The sequence below is a fragment of the Alloyangia pacifica genome, assembly GCF_900116195.1.
GTDB lineage: Bacteria > Pseudomonadota > Alphaproteobacteria > Rhodobacterales > Rhodobacteraceae > Salipiger > Salipiger pacificus.
Map to the genome: position 1 here is coordinate 430,197 of NZ_FOZW01000001.1, position 17,810 is coordinate 448,006.

At 66.2% G+C, this 17,810-nt stretch carries 17 protein-coding genes; 7 read left to right on the forward strand and 10 right to left on the reverse strand.

What is annotated here, in order from left to right; all coding sequences use genetic code 11:
• Positions 1 to 3: 3 nt before the first annotated feature.
• Complete coding sequence (locus BM397_RS02090; RefSeq protein ID WP_092420977.1) at positions 4 to 789, reverse strand: L,D-transpeptidase; 786 nt, start codon at positions 787 to 789, stop codon at positions 4 to 6.
• A gap of 287 nt (positions 790 to 1,076) precedes the next feature.
• On the opposite strand from BM397_RS02090, the gene BM397_RS02095 reads away from it, so the two are divergent.
• The 4 genes from BM397_RS02095 (at position 1,077) to BM397_RS02110 (ending at position 4,808) form a co-directional block, all read left to right on the forward strand.
• Positions 1,077 to 1,739, forward strand: coding sequence for a response regulator (locus BM397_RS02095; protein ID WP_092420981.1), 663 nt, complete (start codon positions 1,077 to 1,079; stop codon positions 1,737 to 1,739).
• Between the two features lie 5 nt (positions 1,740 to 1,744).
• Positions 1,745 to 3,076 carry an ATP-binding protein gene (locus BM397_RS02100; protein WP_245695982.1) on the forward strand — a complete coding sequence of 444 codons (1,332 nt, stop codon included), beginning with the start codon at positions 1,745 to 1,747 and terminating at the stop codon, positions 3,074 to 3,076.
• Between the two features lie 92 nt (positions 3,077 to 3,168).
• Complete coding sequence (locus BM397_RS02105) at positions 3,169 to 4,197, forward strand: Atu2307/SP_0267 family LLM class monooxygenase (protein ID WP_092420985.1); 1,029 nt, start codon at positions 3,169 to 3,171, stop codon at positions 4,195 to 4,197.
• Between the two features lie 179 nt (positions 4,198 to 4,376).
• Positions 4,377 to 4,808, forward strand: coding sequence for a PACE efflux transporter (locus BM397_RS02110; RefSeq protein WP_092420989.1), 432 nt, complete (start codon positions 4,377 to 4,379; stop codon positions 4,806 to 4,808).
• Between the two features lie 106 nt (positions 4,809 to 4,914).
• Here the strand turns inward: BM397_RS02110 and BM397_RS29200 are convergent, their stop codons facing one another.
• Together BM397_RS29200 and acnA are read right to left on the reverse strand one after the other, a co-directional pair.
• Positions 4,915 to 5,055, reverse strand: coding sequence for a hypothetical protein (locus BM397_RS29200; protein ID WP_176806511.1), 141 nt, complete (start codon positions 5,053 to 5,055; stop codon positions 4,915 to 4,917).
• A gap of 323 nt (positions 5,056 to 5,378) precedes the next feature.
• Positions 5,379 to 8,147, reverse strand: coding sequence for an aconitate hydratase AcnA (acnA, locus tag BM397_RS02115; RefSeq protein WP_092420992.1), 2,769 nt, complete (start codon positions 8,145 to 8,147; stop codon positions 5,379 to 5,381).
• A 216-nt stretch (positions 8,148 to 8,363) separates the two neighbouring features.
• On the opposite strand from acnA, the gene BM397_RS02120 reads away from it, so the two are divergent.
• The gene (locus tag BM397_RS02120; protein WP_092420995.1) at positions 8,364 to 9,071 is read left to right on the forward strand and encodes a DUF1223 domain-containing protein; all 708 of its coding nucleotides are present in this window, start codon (positions 8,364 to 8,366) and stop codon (positions 9,069 to 9,071) included.
• Positions 9,072 to 9,110: 39 nt separating this feature from the next.
• Here the strand turns inward: BM397_RS02120 and BM397_RS02125 are convergent, their stop codons facing one another.
• The 4 genes from BM397_RS02125 to BM397_RS02140 all read right to left on the reverse strand — a co-directional run bounded on the left by BM397_RS02125 (position 9,111) and on the right by BM397_RS02140 (position 12,065).
• Positions 9,111 to 9,458 carry a hypothetical protein gene (locus BM397_RS02125; RefSeq protein ID WP_092420998.1) on the reverse strand — a complete coding sequence of 116 codons (348 nt, stop codon included), beginning with the start codon at positions 9,456 to 9,458 and terminating at the stop codon, positions 9,111 to 9,113.
• Between the two features lie 88 nt (positions 9,459 to 9,546).
• Positions 9,547 to 10,560, reverse strand: coding sequence for a lysophospholipid acyltransferase family protein (locus tag BM397_RS02130; protein ID WP_092421002.1), 1,014 nt, complete (start codon positions 10,558 to 10,560; stop codon positions 9,547 to 9,549).
• A 130-nt stretch (positions 10,561 to 10,690) separates the two neighbouring features.
• Entirely contained in the window at positions 10,691 to 11,740 is a 1,050-nt protein-coding gene (locus BM397_RS02135) for a flagellar motor switch protein FliG (RefSeq protein ID WP_092421006.1), read from the reverse strand.
• 169 nt (positions 11,741 to 11,909) lie between these two features.
• The gene (locus tag BM397_RS02140) at positions 11,910 to 12,065 is read right to left on the reverse strand and encodes an adenylosuccinate lyase (RefSeq protein ID WP_092421009.1); all 156 of its coding nucleotides are present in this window, start codon (positions 12,063 to 12,065) and stop codon (positions 11,910 to 11,912) included.
• Between the two features lie 591 nt (positions 12,066 to 12,656).
• On the opposite strand from BM397_RS02140, the gene BM397_RS02145 reads away from it, so the two are divergent.
• Entirely contained in the window at positions 12,657 to 14,699 is a 2,043-nt protein-coding gene (locus BM397_RS02145) for a hypothetical protein (RefSeq protein WP_092421012.1), read from the forward strand.
• Positions 14,699 to 15,643: a type 2 periplasmic-binding domain-containing protein gene (locus tag BM397_RS02150; protein WP_092421015.1), complete on the forward strand. Its 945-nt coding sequence runs from the start codon at positions 14,699 to 14,701 to the stop codon at positions 15,641 to 15,643. Before BM397_RS02145 ends, BM397_RS02150 begins: the two co-directional genes overlap by 1 nt.
• A gap of 122 nt (positions 15,644 to 15,765) precedes the next feature.
• Here BM397_RS02150 and purB read toward each other — a convergent pair whose 3' ends face one another.
• The 3 genes from purB to BM397_RS02165 all read right to left on the reverse strand — a co-directional run bounded on the left by purB (position 15,766) and on the right by BM397_RS02165 (position 17,693).
• On the reverse strand, positions 15,766 to 17,073 hold the full coding sequence (gene purB / locus BM397_RS02155; RefSeq protein WP_092421018.1) for an adenylosuccinate lyase: 1,308 nt from the start codon (positions 17,071 to 17,073) through the stop codon (positions 15,766 to 15,768).
• Between the two features lie 189 nt (positions 17,074 to 17,262).
• Positions 17,263 to 17,496 (reverse strand): ribbon-helix-helix domain-containing protein, encoded by a 234-nt coding sequence (locus BM397_RS02160; RefSeq protein ID WP_092421021.1) that lies wholly within the window; start codon positions 17,494 to 17,496, stop codon positions 17,263 to 17,265.
• Positions 17,493 to 17,693: a DUF4169 family protein gene (locus BM397_RS02165; protein WP_092421024.1), complete on the reverse strand. Its 201-nt coding sequence runs from the start codon at positions 17,691 to 17,693 to the stop codon at positions 17,493 to 17,495. Before BM397_RS02165 ends, BM397_RS02160 begins: the two co-directional genes overlap by 4 nt.
• Positions 17,694 to 17,810 lie beyond the last annotated feature (117 nt).

A 17,810-nucleotide genomic window follows, 5' to 3' on the forward strand; every position in this document is an offset into this window, starting at 1 on the left:
AGATCAGGCGTTTCCGCCGGTCTCCGCGGTCTCTGCGGTCTCCGCGGCGCTGGTCAGCGGCAGCGTTTCACCGGGCGCCATGGTGCCTTCGCCGCTGCGCGAGGCGGGCAGGACGATGACCTTGGTGCCCTTGGGCGTGGTGTCATAGAGGTAGAGCGAGTCCTGGTTGAACATGCGGATGCAGCCCGAGGAGGTCGCATGGCCGACGGTCCAGGGCGACGGGGTGCCGTGGATGCGGTAGAGCGTGTCGCGGCCGCCCTTGTAGAGATAGAGCGCGCGTGCGCCCAGCGGATTCTCGAGCCCGCCCGGCAGGCCGCTGGCGACCGGCCCGTAGGTCTCGGGGTCACGGCGGATCATGTTCGCGGTGGGGGTCCAATGCGGCCACTCGCGCTTCAGCGCGATATTGGCATTGCCGGAGAACGCCAGACCCTCGGCACCGACGGCGACCGAGTAACGCATGGCCTTGTTGCCTTCCTGCACCTGGTAGAGCCAGCGCGCGCCGGGATCGACGATGATCGTGCCGGGCTTCTGGTCGGACCAGTAGTCGACGACCTGGCGCTTCTTCTCCTCGGTCAGGTACTTGTCCTCGATCGCCGGGATCGTGATGTCGCCATCCTGCACCTCAGCGTACATCATCCGCGTTTCGTCGGTGATCGCGCCCGGGGTGTTCGTCGGCACGGCGGTGGTGGCGCAGGCCGAAAGCAGCCCGGCGAAGGTCAGCGAGAGGGCGGCGAGGGGCAGGCGTCCTGCAAGACGCGGTGCGCTGAGGCGGGCGAAGAATTCTGTCATCTGGCGGTTCCGTTGCTCTTGAATTTGGGGGCGCAGGCTCGCTGCGCGCCGGAGGGCATGTGGCGCAACGCAGGGGGATGCGTCACGTCGATGAGGCGGAAGTAGCGTGAATTCGGCGGTTGTCCGCTGCTCGGTGCCGGCCTGTGGCGGGCGGGCAACAGAAAAGGCGCCAATGCGCGCTGATCGGGGCGCGGGATAATTTCTGGGACACATCGGAGGCAACTAGGAATTGGTGCTTAAGTAGGCCTTAAGGTTGACCAGCGAGCCCGCCCGCGCAAGGAGGATTCATGCGCATCTTGATCGTCGAGGATGACCCTGTGCTTTCCGAGGGACTCTCCGTGGGCCTCGGCCTGTCGGGATTCACCGCCGATTCCGTCGCCACGCTGGAGGACGCGCGGGCGGCGCTGGCGGCCACGCGCTTCGCCGGCGTGGTGCTTGACGTGATGCTGTCCGACGGCTCGGGGCTGGAGCTTCTCGCCGAGATTCGCCGCGGCGGCTCGGACTTGCCGGTGCTGCTGCTCACCGCGCGCGATCAGGTGCGCGACCGGATCGAGGGGCTGGACGCGGGGGCCGACGACCATCTCGGCAAGCCTTTCGACCTGCACGAGCTTGCGGCGCGGCTGCGTGCCATCCTGCGCCGCGCCGAAGGCCGTGCCGCTTCGGTGCTGCGCTGGAACGGGCTGGAGCTTGACCCCTCACGGTTGCGCGGCGAGTACAACGGCGCACCGCTGGCCTTCTCCCGCCGCGAGTTCGCCGTGCTGCATGCGCTGATGGAGCGCCCCGGCCAGATCCTGTCGAAACCCGCGCTCGAGGAGCGGCTCTACGGCTGGCAGGAGGAGATCGAGAGCAACACCGTCGAGGTGCACGTTCACCACCTTCGCGCCAAGCTGGGCCGAGAGTTCATCGAGACGGTGCGGGGTCTTGGCTACCGCGTTGCGGCGGAGGGTTGAGCCCCGTGTCTCTGCGCCTGCGCCTCTTTCTCATCCTCGCGCTGGCCACCGGGGCGATCTGGTTCTCGGCGGTGATGTGGATCGAACATTCGACGCGCGCGCAGGTAACGAAGGTGCTCGACGCGCGCCTCGCCGAGGCGGCGCGCATGGTCTCCTCGCTGCTGTCGGACCGGCGCATCGCCATGGCCGGAGATGGATCGCCGGTAGCCATCCCGCTCGATCCGCACGGCGATTACGCGCACCAGCTGTCATGCCAGATCTGGTCGTTGCGGGGCACGCTGGTGGGCCAGTCCGAGGGGGCGCCGGCGGGGCAGCTCACCGGCGCGCATGGTACCGGGTATTCCGAGAGCACGGTGGGTGGCGAGACCTGGCGGGTTTACACGGTCGAAAACGCCGCGCTCGGGGTCCGCGTCATGGTGGGCGATAGCATCGGGGTGCGCGAGCGCCTGGTCTCGGGGGTGATCGAGGGGTTGCTGCTGCCCATGGCGCTGATCCTGCCGCTGCTGGCGGCGGCAATCTGGATCAGCCTCGGCAAGGGGCTGGCGCCGATGCACCGGCTGGCCGAGGCGCTGCGGCTGCGGAGCCCGTCGGACCTCGCACCCTTGCCGGTCGGTCCGGTCCCCGCCGAAATGCGCCCGATGCGCAGTGCGCTCGACGGGCTTTTCGCACGGCTGTCGAGGGCGCGCGAGGCCGAGCGCGATTTCACTGCCTTTGCCGCGCACGAACTGAAGACGCCACTGGCCGGGCTGCGCACCCAGGCGCAGATCGCCCGGATTGCCCCCGACGCGGCGACGCGGACCCGCGCGCTGCAGAACATCGAGCGCTCGGTTGACCGCACCGACCGGCTGGTGCGGCAATTGCTGGAACTCTCGGCAGTCGAGCGCGAGGGCGCGGCGCAGGATCAGCTGGACCTCGGGCAGCTCAGCGCCGAGATCTGCGCCGACCTCGCACCCCTGGCCGAGGCGCGGGATGTCATGCTGGTCTCCGATGTTCCGGAGGGCAGCGCGCAGCCGCTGGCCGCCAGCGGCTTCCTGCTTCATGCGGCCCTGCGAAACCTCGTGGAGAACGCCGTGCAGGCCTCTCCCGTGGGCGCCAAGGTGCGGATCAGTTGCGACGGCAAGGTGCTGGCGGTCGAAGACAGCGGCCCGGGCATTCCCGAAGCGCTCCGTGCCCGCGCCTGCGAGCGCTTCGTGCGCGGCACGCAGGGCGGGGATGGCAGCGGGCTTGGCCTTGCCATTGCCAGCGCAGCAATGGAACGGCTCGGCGGCGAATTGCGGCTGCCGCCAAGTGACGGGCAGGGACAGCGCGCCGAGTTGCACCTGCCTCGGGCGGGCTGATCCGCAGCCCCTGCACACCGCTTGTGCGGAGCAGGGGACTGTTGCGGCGCGCCCGCGCGTCCTAGGTTCCGGTCCAAGGCAAGGAGATTGCAATGGAACTCGGACTTTACACATTCGGTGACGTGGGCACCAATCCCGTCACCGGCGAGAAGGTGGACGCGGCCAAGCGGCTGCAGGACCTGATGGAAGAGATCGAGCTGGCCGATCAGGTCGGGCTCGATGTCTTCGGCCTCGGCGAGCATCACCGTCCGAACTATGCCATCTCGTCGCCCGCGACGGTGCTGGCGGGGGCATCGCGCACCACAAGGACCATCAAGCTCAGTTCGGCGGTTTCGGTGCTCAGCTCCGACGATCCGATCCGCGTCTACCAGCAGTTCGCGACGCTCGACAACCTGACCGGCGGGCGCGCAGAGATCATGGTGGGCCGCGGCAGTTTCATCGAGAGCTTCCCGCTCTTCGGCTACGCGCTCGACGATTACAACGAGCTCTTCGAGGAGAAGCTGCAGATGCTGCTCGCGATCAACGAGCAGGAGCGGCTGGCATGGCCAGGCACGACGCATACGCCCAAGGTCGAGGGGCTCGGCGTCTACCCACGCGCCGTGCAGGACAAGCTGCCGGTCTGGATCGCCGCGGGCGGCACGCCGCAGAGCATGGTGCGCGCCGGCGCTCTGGGGGCACCGCTGGCGCTGGCGATCATCGGCGGCCAGCCGCGCCGCTTTGCGCCGCTGGCAGATCTCTACCGCAAGGCCGCGGCGCAGACCGGACACGCCGAGCAGGCGCGGGTTTCTCTGAACGTGCATGGCTTTGTCGGCGAGGATGGCAAGACGGCCGCGGACCTGTTCTTCCCGGCGCAGAAGCAGGTGATGGACCAGCTGGGCCGCGAGCGGGGCTGGCCGCCGCAGAGCCGCGCGCAATACGACGAGAGCATGGGCCCCGAGGGTGCGATGTTCGTGGGCAGCCCGGCGCAGCTGGTCGACAAGATCCTCGGGCTGCGAGAGGATCTCGGCTTCGACCGGGTGACCATCCAGATGGGCATCGGGGTGATCGAGCACGCCGAGATGCTGAAAGCGATCGAGGTGCTGGGTACCCGGGTCGCCCCCGAGCTGCGCAAGGCCGGCTGACCCATGTTGTCCGGGGCCGGGGGCAGGGTGACTTGCTTCCGGCGCAAAGCGGCCTTGCCCACCGCCGTCTCCGGCGTGCTTGATTTGCCGCGCGGTAGCGGCTAGGTCTCCGCACCGAGAGGACGACCTCCCCCATGTCGGGACAGCAGACGGGACGGCCCGATGCCATGGAGAGTGTCATGCGCACCCGGTCCGATCGTATCCGTCACGCCCTCAGCTTCGAGCTGCTCGGCCTCGCCCTCATCACCCCGCTCGGCGCCTGGGCCTTCGATCGTGGAATGCACGAGATCGGCCTTGTCGCGCTGGTCTGCGCCACGGTGGCGACGGGGTGGAACTACCTCTACAACCTGCTCTTCGATCTGTGGATGTCGCGCCGCTACGGCCACACGCGCAAGAGCGTGCGGCTGCGGGTGGTCCATGCGGTGCTGTTCGAGCTCGGCCTGTTGCTGGCGCTGGCACCCTATATCGCCTGGGAACTGGGCGTGAGCCTTGGCCATGCGCTGGTGATGGACATGGGCTTTGCGGGCTTCTACCTGGTCTACGCCTTCGTTTTTAACTGGGCCTACGACCTGATCTTCCCGGTGCCGACCGCGCGTCCGGCACGCGGCTGACCCGCCACTTCTTCTCTTTCAAAATACGCCGGGGGAGTCGCGCATCGCGCGACGGGGGCAGAGCCCCCTCGTGTCCGTGACGTCTCGTCCCAACGCCCGAAAGGGATCAGAGCGCGCAGCCGCCCTCTGCCTCGGTACAGGCCGGTGCGGGTGTCGGGATCGGTTGCTGCGCCCTCGCGCCGTGATACGCGCCGAAGACGACAAGGGCGACAAGCGCCCCCAGCTGGATAAGGGTCGTGCGTTTCATCTGCTGCCTCGCCGGGGTCTTTGCCCCTGTGATGATCTGCCAGTGCCGATCTGCTCCCTTAGATGGAAGCTTGCGAACAGATTACAGCAGGAACCGGGCAGGGCGGTGTCTCGAAAGCGACGCAAGTGCAGAGTTTTGCTCAAAGACCGCTCATCTGCGCGGAAATCCGGCAATATGTGTCCTTGAGGTCACGGGTTTTCCTGTGACGTTGCGCCATGGGCACTTGAGGACAACGTGAAACCGCCCGGGGCGTGGGCCCCGGGCGGTTGATTTGCGTCAGGTGTCGCCATGCGGGCCGGCCGGTAAGGGCCGATGCGGCGGGCTCAGGACGCGGCGAGATTGCGCAGCACGTAGTGCAGCACGCCGCCGTGCTCGACGTATTCCTTCTCGATCGCCGTATCGATGCGGCACTTGAGCTGGATGGTCTTGGTCGAGCCGTCCTTGAAGGTGATGGTGCAGGGCACCTCGGCCAGCGGGGTGACGCTGTCGAGACCTTCGATGCTCACCGTTTCCTCGCCGGTCAGCCCCAGCGTCTTGCGGGTGTCGCCGCCGGTGAATTCGAAGGGAATGACCCCCATGCCGACGAGGTTGGAGCGGTGGATGCGCTCGAAACTCTCGGCGATCACCGCCTTGACGCCCAGCAGCGCCGTGCCCTTGGCCGCCCAGTCCCGCGAGGAACCGGCGCCGTAGAGTTCGCCGCCGAAGATCACCAGCGGCGTGCCCTGATCCTGATAGGCCATGGCGGCCTCGTAGATCGAGGTCTGCGCGCCGTCGGGGCCCTTGGTGTAGCCGCCTTCGACACCGTCGAGCATCTCGTTCTTGATGCGGATGTTGGCGAAGGTGCCGCGCATCATGACCTCGTGGTTGCCGCGGCGGCTGCCGTAGGAGTTGAACTCGCGCACGGGCACCTGATGCTCGACGAGGTACTGGCCGGCCGGTGTCGTCTCCTTGAAGGAGCCGGCGGGCGAGATGTGGTCGGTGGTGATCATGTCGCCGAGCACCGCAAGCACGCGGGCGCCGTCGATGTTGGTGATCACGCCCGGATCCTTGGACATGCCCTGGAAGTAGGGCGGGTTTTGCACGTAGGTCGAGGTCGGCGGCCAGCTGTAGGTTTCGCCGCCTTTGACTTCCACGCCCTGCCACTTCTCGTCGCCCTTGAAGACGTCGGCGTATTTCTCCTGGAAGGCCTTGCGGGTCACGGTCTTCTCGACCAGCTCGGCGATCTCGGCGTTCGACGGCCAGATGTCCTTGAGGTAGACGTCTTTGCCGTCCTTGTCCTGACCGATGACATCCGTAGCGATATTGACGTTCATGTCGCCGACCAGCGCATAGGCGACCACCAGCGGCGGCGAGGCGAGGTAGTTGGCGCGCACATCAGGCGAGATGCGGCCCTCGAAGTTGCGGTTGCCCGAGAGCACCGAGGTGGCGATCAGGTCATAGTCGTTGATCGCCTTGGAGATCGGCGCATCGAGCGGACCGGAGTTGCCGATGCAGGTGGTGCAGCCGTAGCCGACGAGGTTGAAGCCCACGGCGTCCAGGTCTTCCTGCAGCCCCGCGGCCTCGAGGTATTCCGACACGACCTGCGAGCCCGGCGCCAGCGAGGTCTTCACCCAGGGTTTGCGGTTCAGCCCCAGTTCGCGTGCCTTGCGGGCGACGAGACCGGCACCGATCATCACGTAGGGGTTCGAGGTGTTGGTGCAGGAGGTGATCGAGGCGATCACGATCGAGCCGTCGTGCAACTGGTAGGCGCCGTCGTCGGTCTTGTACCAGCCCTTGGCGTGGTGGCCGACATCGCCGGGGATGTCGGTCGGCTCGGGGGCACCGCCCTCGGCCTCCCAGCGGGCCTCGGCGCGCTCGGTGGTGTTGCCGTTCCGCTGGCCCTCGACGAACTTGGCGAAGGCGGGGGCGGCGGCGTCGAGTGCGATGTAGTCCTGCGGGCGCTTGGGTCCGGAGATGGCGGGCACGATGGTGCCCATGTCGAGCTCGAGCGTGTCGGTGTAGACGGGATCATACCCGGCGCCACGCCAGAAGCCGTTCTCCTTGGCGTAGGCCTCGACCAGCGCGATGCGGTCCTTGTCACGGCCGGTCTGCTCGAGGTAGCGCAGGGTCTCTGCGTCGATCGGGAAGAAGCCGCAGGTGGCGCCGTATTCGGGGGCCATGTTGGCGATGGTGGCGCGCTGCGCCAGCGGCAGGTTGTCGAGCCCGTCGCCGTAGAACTCCACGAACTTGCCGACCACGCCCTTGGCGCGCAGCATCTCGACCACCTTCAGCACGAGGTCGGTGCCGGTGGTGCCCTCGACCATCTCGCCAGTCAGCTTGAAGCCGACGACTTCGGGGATCAGCATCGAGATCGGCTGGCCGAGCATCGCGGCTTCGGCCTCGATGCCGCCGACGCCCCAGCCCAGAACGGCTGCGCCGTTGACCATGGTGGTGTGGCTGTCGGTGCCGACCAGCGTGTCGGGGTAAGCGACCTCGACACCGTCCTGATCCTCATCGGTCCAGACGGTCTGGGCGAGGTATTCGAGGTTCACCTGGTGGCAGATGCCGGTGCCCGGCGGCACGACGCGGAAGTTGTTGAAGGCCGATTGGCCCCATTTCAGGAACTCGTAGCGCTCGATGTTGCGCTCGTACTCGCGGTCCACGTTCATCTGGAAGGCGCGCGGGTTGCCGAACTCGTCGATCATCACCGAGTGGTCGATGACCAGATCCACGGGGTTCAGCGGGTTGATCTTCTGAGCGTCGCCGCCGAGCGCCTTGATCCCGTCGCGCATGGCGGCGAGGTCGACCACGGCCGGAACGCCGGTGAAGTCCTGCATCAGCACCCGGGCGGGACGGTACGCGATCTCGCGGGGGTTCTTGCCGCCCTGCTTGCCCCATTCCGAGAACGCCTTGATGTCGTCCACCGAGACGGTCTTGCCGTCTTCGAAGCGGAGCATGTTCTCCAGAACGACCTTGAGCGCGGCGGGGAGCTTCTCGAACTCCCCGAGGCCCGCGGCTTCGGCGGCGGGGATCGAGTAATAGGCGATGGACTTGCCATTCACCTCGAGCGTCTTGCGCGTCTTGGACGTGTCTTGACCAACAGTGATGGGCATGTGTGGCTCCCTCTTCTTGGGTGGAGAAAAACTGGGTCGCTACAGGGTAGATGGCGCAGGGAGGGGGTTGGATCAAGTCTCGTGATCCAGTTTTTGTATTCAATGGTATACAGTTGTTGAAAAACTTGTCTCACCCGCTCTCGCAAAACCTTGATTGGTTATTTCAGAGAGGGTTTTGTACCCCGATAAGGCAGAGCTACGGGGAAAACTGGCCAGATGTTCCGACTCACGACTTGGATGGCGCCCATCGTCATGGTGCTTGCGGGCAGCATGGCACATGCACAGCAGGACAATCCGATACTCGTCGAGCTCTTCACCTCGCAGGGCTGCGCTGCCTGTCCGCCCGCCGATGCGGTGCTCTCGGAGCTGAGTGCGCGCGATGACGTCATCCCCCTGGCGCTGCACGTGGACTATTGGGACTACATCGGCTGGAAGGACGAATTTGCCGATCCCGCCTTCACCAAGCGCCAGAAGGGCTATGCCCGCGCCGCGGGACGCCGGTCGCTCTACACGCCGCAGATGATCGTGGCGGGCCGCTATGACGTGGTCGGCTCACGCCCGATGAAGGTGGTGGATGCGATCCGCGCCGCTGCCGAGCATGCGTCTCCGGTGAAGCTGCTGCTGGCGCGCGATGGCGGCGACCTGGTGATCCGCGCCGAGCCGCTGTCCAAGATGCCGCCCGAGACCGTCGTGCACCTGGTGCGCTACGCCCCCGAGAAGATCGTGGATATCGAGGATGGCGAGAACGCCGGCCTTGAAATGACCTATACCAACATCGCGCATGGCTGGCAGGTGATCGGCAGCTGGGACGGGCAGGGTGCCTTTGAGACCTCGGTTCCGCTCGAGGGCGACGACCCCGCGGTGGTGCTGCTGCAGGAGCCGCCCTTCGGCCCGGTGCTCGCCGCTGCGCGCTGGCGCGACTGAGCCGCGCCAGCAGAGGCACTGTTGTTCCGGGCGAGACCGTCAGGCGGCGCCTTCATCTCCCATGAACATCAGCTCCGGTCCGCTGCCGTCCGGCGCGACGAGGCAGCGCCAGGGAGCGCCGTTTGCGCCGACCCGCATATAGATCGCGGTGGCGGCCTCGGAGGTTTCGCTGCCCACGACCGTGACGCCGCCCTCGGTCTGCGCTTCCAGCGCGGACTGGCATGACGACACCGCAGCGTTGCTCACCTCGGGGGCCATGGTCTCGATGAAGGGCGGCCCGCCCGGAGCGGCGGCCATCGGCGCGCTCGACGAAGAGCCGGCGGTATCGTCGCAGGCGGCGACGAGCGCAATCGCGGTAAGCACGGCGGCTGTCCTGATCAATGTCATGTGAGGGGTCCTCGAAATTTTCTGAACAATGGCAGTACCGCAGCCTAGGACCTGGCCTGTCCGCTGATCAAGGACCCTCTCCCTGGGCTCAGCCGCCGCTCCGCTGTCGAGCGCGCTTTTCCGCCTGCCTGCGCTGGCGCTTGGGTTTCCAGCGGCGGTGGATCCAGAACCACTGACCGGGGTCGGCCTCGACCCGTGCCTCGAGCCTGCGGGTGACCTCGCGCATCATCTCGACGGGATCGCCGTGCGCGATCGGTTCCTCGAAGACCGCCTCGAAGTTCACCCCGTCCGGTTTGCGGATGCCGAAGAAGGGCACGAAGAGCGCGCCGGTCTTTACAGCGATTTCGGCGGCGGAGGTCAGCGTCGGGGCGGGCTGGCCGAGAAAGTCGATGGGCACGCCGGCGCTGTCGTAGACGTCGAAGAGCAGCACGCCCATGCCGCCGCTACGGATATGCTTGAGCAGCCCCATGGTGCCGCGCCTTCCCTGTTCGAAGACCGGGTCGCTGAGCGCATGCATGTTGGCGGCGTAGTGTTCGTTGAAGAAGGGGTTGGCCATGGGCCGGTAGAGCCCACCGATGCGCCAGCCACGCGCGACCAGCGCGGCGCGCGGCGCCTCGAAGTTGCCGTAGTGCCCGGTGACGAAGAGGATGGGACGGCCCTCGGCGCGCGCTGCCTCGATCGCAGCGACGCCCGCGCCGGTGACCGGCGTGTCCTTCATCCGGGCGAGCAGCCCGGGCACGTCGTAATTTTCGATCATCGTGCGCCCGGCATTTTGTGCCACCTCGCGGGCGATGCGGCGGCGGTCTGACTCGGGCATGTCCGGCCAGACGTGGGCAAGGTTGGTCATCGCGCGCTCGTCGTAGCCGGCCAGCGGCGCGACGAGTTTCGAGATCAGAGTCGCCATCAGCCGGCCGCGCGCCGCAGGAGGCAGCATCAGCGACAGGCGGATCATCGCGCGCAGCGCCTTGTCAGACAGATAGTCCGCCCAGCCGCCGCGGGCCTTCACCGTTTCGGCAGGCGGCTTGGCGGCAGGCGTTCGCTTTCCTGCTGGTGTGGTGCCAGCCGGTACGTCGCGTGCCGCTGCCTGGCCTGCCGGTGCCATGTCCGTCCTGTCGGCGTCCGTTTGTGTATTGCCCTGGGTCAAATCCCGCTCCGCTGGTCTGCCCGGCAGATGTAAGCCGAGCCGCGGCGCGGCACAAGTTCGGGACTGGCGAGCCTTGGTGGCACTTTTGTTATTCGTCGTCGTCCTCGTCCGATTTCAACTCGATCTCTCCCACGCTGACCAACTCGCGGATGGCGCTGACCACGGCGTTCATCGCCGCCTCTCCCTTCTTGCCCTTGACGCTCATCCCCGCTGCATCCTCGCGCAGCGACGCGGCCATACGCTTCGACATGTTTTCCAGCAGGTATTCGGCGGCGGGCAGATCGACCTCGGAGCTGGCGGCGGCGATGGCGACGGTCAGCTGCTCGGGGGGGACATCGCGGGTGATCTTCGGCACGTCCTGCTTGCGCAGCCGCGCGGGAATGTCGGCAAAGGTGAAGATCGCCCGGCGCACCGCCTCTGCAAAGTCCCTGTCGGTTTCCTCGAGTCCTTCGAGGACCTCGTCGCGCTTGGCCGTGGCGGCGTAGTTGAGGATGGCGCCGACCCGTTCGTCGGCGCGCTTGGCAAAGGCCCTGGGCGGTTCGGCGTCGAGTTGTGCGGCAAGGCTGAGGCCGATACGGTCCACCGCTTCTGGCGAGATGCCGGAGGTCATTGATACCGCGTAGGTGATGCGCCGGGCCCGGTCACCAGGCAGCTGCGCCAGAACGGAGGCAGCCTTGGCGCTGTTGATCTTGGACAGCATGACCGCCGCTACCTCAATCGCCTCGGCGCTGGCGATGGCGGCGATGCGCTCCTCGGGCAGGGCGCCGATGCGTTCCCAGGGGTCGCCGCTCTGGCGCACCCCCGCCTCCTTGCGGAGGCGGGCGGCGGTGCGGGCGCTGATCTTGCCCTCGAGCGCCGAGAGCGCACCGGCCATATCGCCGGGAAAGGAGAGGCCGACGCCATCAAGTTCCTGCGAGAATTCCTCGACCACCGCGTTGAGCGTGGCCCGGTCGATATAGCGCATCCGCCCCAGCTGCAGGGTCAGCTCCGCCTGCAGGTCCTCGGGCAGGGAGGAGAGCGGCACGTCGGCGCCCTCGTTGAGCAGGAACTGCACGATGATCGCCGCCTTGGCGCGCCGGGACAGCGGCGGACGCCCCTCGGTGGGCGCGTGTTCGGAAAACGATGGCAGGTGCGACATGTCGGCGGGTCCGGGCTCTGGCACCTGCGAGAGCTAGCGCAGCGAGGTTAATGATCCCTCTTTTCCGGGGCGAATTTCCGGGGCGAAAGTCTGTTGTCGTGACCGCAAAACTGAAAGGGCAGCCGCGGCGGCTGCCCCTCTATTGCGCTGATCGCGGTGCGGTGTGCGGTCAGCCAGACACGACCTTGCATGTGCCCGATGCGGAATCATATTCCGAACCCTCGGCGCAGGTCATCTTGGCTTCGTTGTGGTAGCTGCAGTCCGCCCAGGCGACGAGCGGTGCGACCACGAGGGCCGCGGCGGTCAACAGGGTCTTGATCGTCATGCGTCGTCCTCCGTGTTGAATGGGAACAAGCGTAACACGGCTTTGCCGCGAGGCCAAAGCAAACGGTGCGCGGCGGGGTGTCGGGGCTGCGTGGCGCCCGCCGGCAGGGCGTCTGAGCGCGGCCAGGCTGACCCCGGATCGCGATGGTGCATGCCTCGAGGAAGGGCGGGCGAATCGATGACGGCAAGCTTGAACGCCTTAAGAAACTGGCAAAAATCAGGCACCACGCGACAGGCGCACGGCCACAAGATCTTGCGGACAGGGATTTGTTCGCATGCAACCAGTTGCACAGATCGCGCGTCGTCTGGACGGAAGCGAGAGTGTGGAGATGGGGCTCTACCTATGGTATAATATTCAGTTATTGATACTCTGAAGACTTTCAAGGAGTGACCTCCATGAAGTTTCTTATCGCAATTTTCCTGGTATCCACCCTGGCAGTTTTTGGCGCGCCCGTTTCGCAGGCGCAGCAAGGTCCGTGCAACCCGACGTTCGACAATTGCAACTGACCGTATCTCTGCCCGTTTTTCGTATGCCCGGAGGACCCGCTTCCTCCGGTGCATAACCGTGTCATGACTGTCGATTGGCTTTGCCATGGAAGGGATTTCCCCGCTCTCCAATTATAACGCGGCCCTTTTCTTCGGCGCGTTGACCATCGCATTTCACTCCTGGGCCAATTTCAACCGCCCCTCGGACGGGGCGTGGGACGGGCTTGGCGACCTGGTGAGCCTGCTCAACCCCTCGGACGTGCGGGCGCGGCAGGTGGTGAACCGGGCGTTCTTTCTCTACCTGTCGATCCTCCTGCTGATCTATTTCGTGCTCTGCTCCTATGCGCAGTTGCTGGCGCCTTTCCTCGGTGAGCAGTTTGCCTCGCTGGTGGAAGAGGCGAGCCGCACGGTCGGTGCCGAAGAAATTCCGAAGGCCGGGTTTGATCCCGAGTTCCTGACCCGGCCGGTCGTGGAGGAGGACAAGTCGCCAAGTGTCCCTTTGACGATCAGCCTTGCGATGGTCGGCCTGGCGCCGCAGGTTCGGGTGCTGCGCGAACTGGAGAGCCGCCTGAGGCTGGTGGCGCATTGGATGTCGGGCATTCCTACCCGGCTCATCCGCGGCGCCGACGCGCTGTCGCGTCAGAGCATGGACATTCACGATGCCGTCGAGGCGGCGCATGGCTCGGAACGCACTGATACCGCCGAAGACAACCGGTTCCTCATCGGCCCGCGCGACTGGAAACGCTACAACCACTACCTCGACTTCATGGCGAAACAGTCGATCCCGATCGATACCTACGATCTGAAGAACTACCTGGGGATCATCATCACCTTCAACAGCTGGCTGCTGAACGACCGGCTCGATGTGGTCCGCCGGGACAACTGGGCGGCGAAGGATGTCGAGACTGCGGTCCAGGCGGATGTGGACGGCTTCCTGGCGAGCATGGACCGGCTGATGCTGTTCGAAGGCGCGGGGGATGCGCGTCGGGCCTCGGTGGTCGACCTGAGCCCCGGGGCCTGGAAGGCGGCGGAGATCTCGGCGGCCAAGACCGCGCGCATGATCTCGATGCTGGCCTTCCTACTGGACGAGCACGGGGCGCTGGACACTGATGCCTATATCGACCCCAACACCTACAACAACACCCGGCGCTCGCACATGCGCAAGCAGATCGAGGTGCTGCGCGAACGCCTCGACAGCGCCCAGTCCTATGCCGACTGGTCCGAGCTGACCTTCGCACTTTGGGGGCGGTCGCTTGTGGTGATCATACTTGCGGCGGCCCTTTCCGGCGCGGTTGCGGCGCTGCTGAACCTGCAGGCGCAACAGGACACGATCGCGATCTGGCGATCGGTGTCCGCCTATACCCAGAACGCCATCGTCATCTACGCGCTGCCTCTGCTGGCGGCGCTGCTGATGCGGCAATCCTCGATGCGCAGCGGGCAATGGCAGAACGTCTTCGTGACCAGCTGGGTCAAGGGCACCTTCCAGCTGGGCGAGGTCTGGATCGCCACGGCGTTCATCGCGCTGTTCTGCGTGCTGGCGCAGGACTTCGCCATCGTCATGGCCAAGCACGGGGTCGAACTGGTCGCATCGCGAGCCGGGGACGTCGTGCTGAACTCGCTGTTCTACAACGGGCCGCCGGCGCTGGTCGGGCCGACGCTGGCGGTCGGGGTCCTGCTCTTGGTCGATGCCTGGGAATCCGGTCGGCGCGGCGCTGACGGGAGCGTTCCCTCGAACGGGGTCATCCGGTTCCGGATGTTCCGGGCGGTGCTCTACACGCTGATCAGTCTGGCGCTGGTGGCCTTCATCGGCAAGCTCAGCGGATCGCTCTACGTCCGGCCAGAAGGCCAGAAGATGTCGGACTTCCTGACCCGGCTGCTGATCCCGCTCGAGACCACAGAGACGGCGAGTGCCTGGGAAATCACCCGCGACTTCTTCTCTGACATCTGGGTCTTTGCGGCCTACGCCTCCGTCACCGCGACCTTCATCGGGCTGGCGGTCTCGGTCATCGTCTGGGCCTCGCTGCAGATCGACTACCACAACCTCGTGTACCGGGACAGCGATGAGCCCGATGCGCAGGGCGGGGACATGTTGGCAGAGGAAGGCGCCGGGCAGCATGGCGGCTCCGAGCCGGAGCAGGGGGCGGCGTGATGCTGCGCTGGCTCATCGCGCTTCTCGTCGTATCGGCTGCCCCCGCAATGGCACAGGATGCGCCGAGCCGGGGGACGATCATCATAGGGTTTCGGCAGGAGGCCCGGCCCTTCGTCTGGCAGGACAGGGACTCGGGTGCCTACCGGGGGTACCTTGCAGACCTGTGCTACGAGGCGGTGTTGAATGCCAACTACCTGCCGCAGGGCGTGACGATCACCGCCACGCAGCGGGCCGCCTTTCTGCAGGGCAAGCCCGAAGCCTCCGGTGGCACCACGCCGGAGATCGACCTGCTCTGCGATCCGACCACCATCTCGATGCGGCGGCTGAGCGGCTTCCTGCGGCTGAAGGAGCCGCCGGACCGGCGCTTCTCGCCGATCGTCTTCCTGGCCAACGGCACCTTCAGCCAACGCCCGCGGATCACCAAGGAGAGCCTCGACCGGTCAGATACAGATCTGACGGCTTGGACCTGCATGGGAGAGGGCGACGCAAGCAGCGCAACGCTGCTGGTCGGCTTCGTGATCGGAACCACGGCGGAGGACGAGATCAACGAGCTGATGCGCAGCCCGGCAAAGGTGCTGGGGTCAGGGGATGAGCCAAGGTGGCAACGGATCTGCTCCTACGAGTTCAAGAACCATGCGGAGGGGGTCGGCAGGCTCTGTGCCGGCGAGATAGACCTCTATTTCGGCGACAGCGATATCGTGAACGCCTATGCCGCGCTCAGCCCGTCATGCAATCCCGTGACCCGCCCGAAGCGCACGAGCTACGAGCCCTACGCCTTTGTCGTCACTGACCGCACGCCCGGGTTCTACGATCACTTCGTGAAGGGGCTTTACGCCAGCTTCGGCAACGACACCAAGGCGCAGAACCGGGTGCGCACCTATTTCCCCGATCAGGAAATCTCGACCTATCTGGAAATTCTCTACCGCATCTACCGACTGCCCTGAGACGCAGGGACACGCCGGGGCCGGGAGCTGGAGAAGGGGTAGGGCCGCAAAAAGAAGTTGCCGCGCACACTTTCGTGGCGCGGCAAGCGTCCTTCGGATCACGCCCTCTCGGGCAGGGGCGTTCAGCTCTCGCCGAAGACCCGGCGGAAGATCGTGTCCACGTGCTTGGTGTGGTAGCCCATGTCGAACTTCTCGTTGATCTGCTCGACGCCGAGCGCCTTGACCACCTCTTCGTCGGCCAACAGCAGCTCGCGGAAGTCGAGACGCTCTTCCCAGACCTTCAGCGCGTTGCGCTGGACCATGGCATAGGCGTCCTCGCGGCTCACGCCGGCCTGGGTCAGTGCCAGCAGAACGCGCTGCGACATCACGAGGCCCGGGAACTTGTTCATGTTGTCGAGCATGTTCTGCGGGTAGATGATCATCTTGTCGACGACGCCCGCGAGGCGGTTGAGCGCGAAGTCGAGGGTGATGGTCGCGTCCGGCCCGATGCCACGCTCGACCGAGCTGTGCGAGATGTCGCGCTCGTGCCAGAGCGCCACGTTTTCCATCGCCGGGATCACCGTCATCCGCACGAGGCGGGCGAGGCCGGTGAGGTTTTCGGTCAGCACCGGGTTCTTCTTGTGCGGCATGGCCGACGAACCCTTCTGGCCCATCGAGAAGAATTCCGCGCCTTCCAGCACCTCGGTGCGCTGCATGTGGCGGATCTCGATGGCGACGTTCTCGATCGAGCTGGCGATGACGCCGAGCGTGGCGAAGAACATCGCGTGGCGATCGCGCGGGATGACCTGCGTGCTGATCGGCTCGGGGCGCAGGCCCAGCTGCTCGCAGACATGCTCTTCAACCGCCGGGTCGATGTTGGCGAAGGTGCCGACGGCGCCCGAGATCGCGCCGGTGGCAATCTCCCACTTGGCCTTCTCGAGGCGGTTCTTGTTGCGATCCATCTCGGCGTAGAAGCGCGCGAAGGTCAGGCCCATGGTGGTGGGCTCGGCATGAACGCCGTGCGAGCGGCCGACGCGGACGGTCATCTTGTGCTCGAAGGCGCGCTTCTTCAGCGCGGCGAGCACCTTGTCCATGCCCTCGAGCAGGATGTCGGCGGCGCGCACCAGCTGCACGTTGAGGCAGGTGTCGAGCACGTCCGAGGAGGTCATGCCCTGGTGCACGAAGCGGGCTTCGTCGGAGCCCACGTGTTCGGCGAGGTGGGTCAGGAAGGCGATGACGTCATGCTTGGTGACAGCCTCGATTTCGTCGATGCGGGCAACATCGAATTCCACGTCCTTGGCCTTCCAGACGGCCTCGGCGTTTTCCTTGGGGATCACACCCAGTTCGGCCATGGCGTCGCAGGCATGCGCCTCGATCTCGTACCAGATGCGGAACTTGGTGGCAGGTTCCCAGATGGCGGTCATCTCGGGGCGGGCGTAGCGGGGGATCATCGGCTAACCTTCCGTCTCTTCCATGGGCAGACGCGGGCGTCATAGGGCGGAAGTTGCGCCGCGGCAAGGGCGCTGACGGGACAGGCGTGCGCATAGGGGGCGCTGCCCCCTCTTCGCCTGCGGCGAATTCACCCCCGGCGTATTTGGAAAGAGAAGAAGACGCGGCGCGCGGAGGTGGCGTCGATGGGGTCAATCGCGGGCGTCGAGCCGGGCGCGCAGGTGTTCGAGCACATGCACGCGGATCGCCGAGGCGAGGCCTGCTTCGACACCGCGGCGGGCGTCGATCTCGGTGGCCAGCGCGTTGAGCGTCTTGCCCTCGGCATCGGCGATACGGCGGAACTCCTCCCAGAAGGGGGCCTCCAGCGACACCGAAGTCCGGTGGCCGCGGATGGTCAGGGAGTGCTTGACCGGGCGGCCCGTCATGCGCCGGGCTTCGGATCGGTCGGCGTGTCCAGCTTGTGCCCCTCGAGATCGCGGGCGCTCTTGGCTGCCGCGTTCGTCTCGCGCTGCCTTTCGGCCTTGCTGCGACCATGACGCGCGGCGTTCTCGTCGGCCTGCGCGCGTTTCTCGGCACGGGCACGATCCTTGCGGAAGCGGTTGAGGTTTATGACGTTGCTCATGCTTGCGGAGAATAGCGTGGTGGGGGGCGTCGGCAATGGGTCGGCGGTGGAAATTGGCGGGCCGGAACGGCGGATCGGCGGCGCGGCGCTTTGGCGTGGATGCCGGGCCGGACCTTG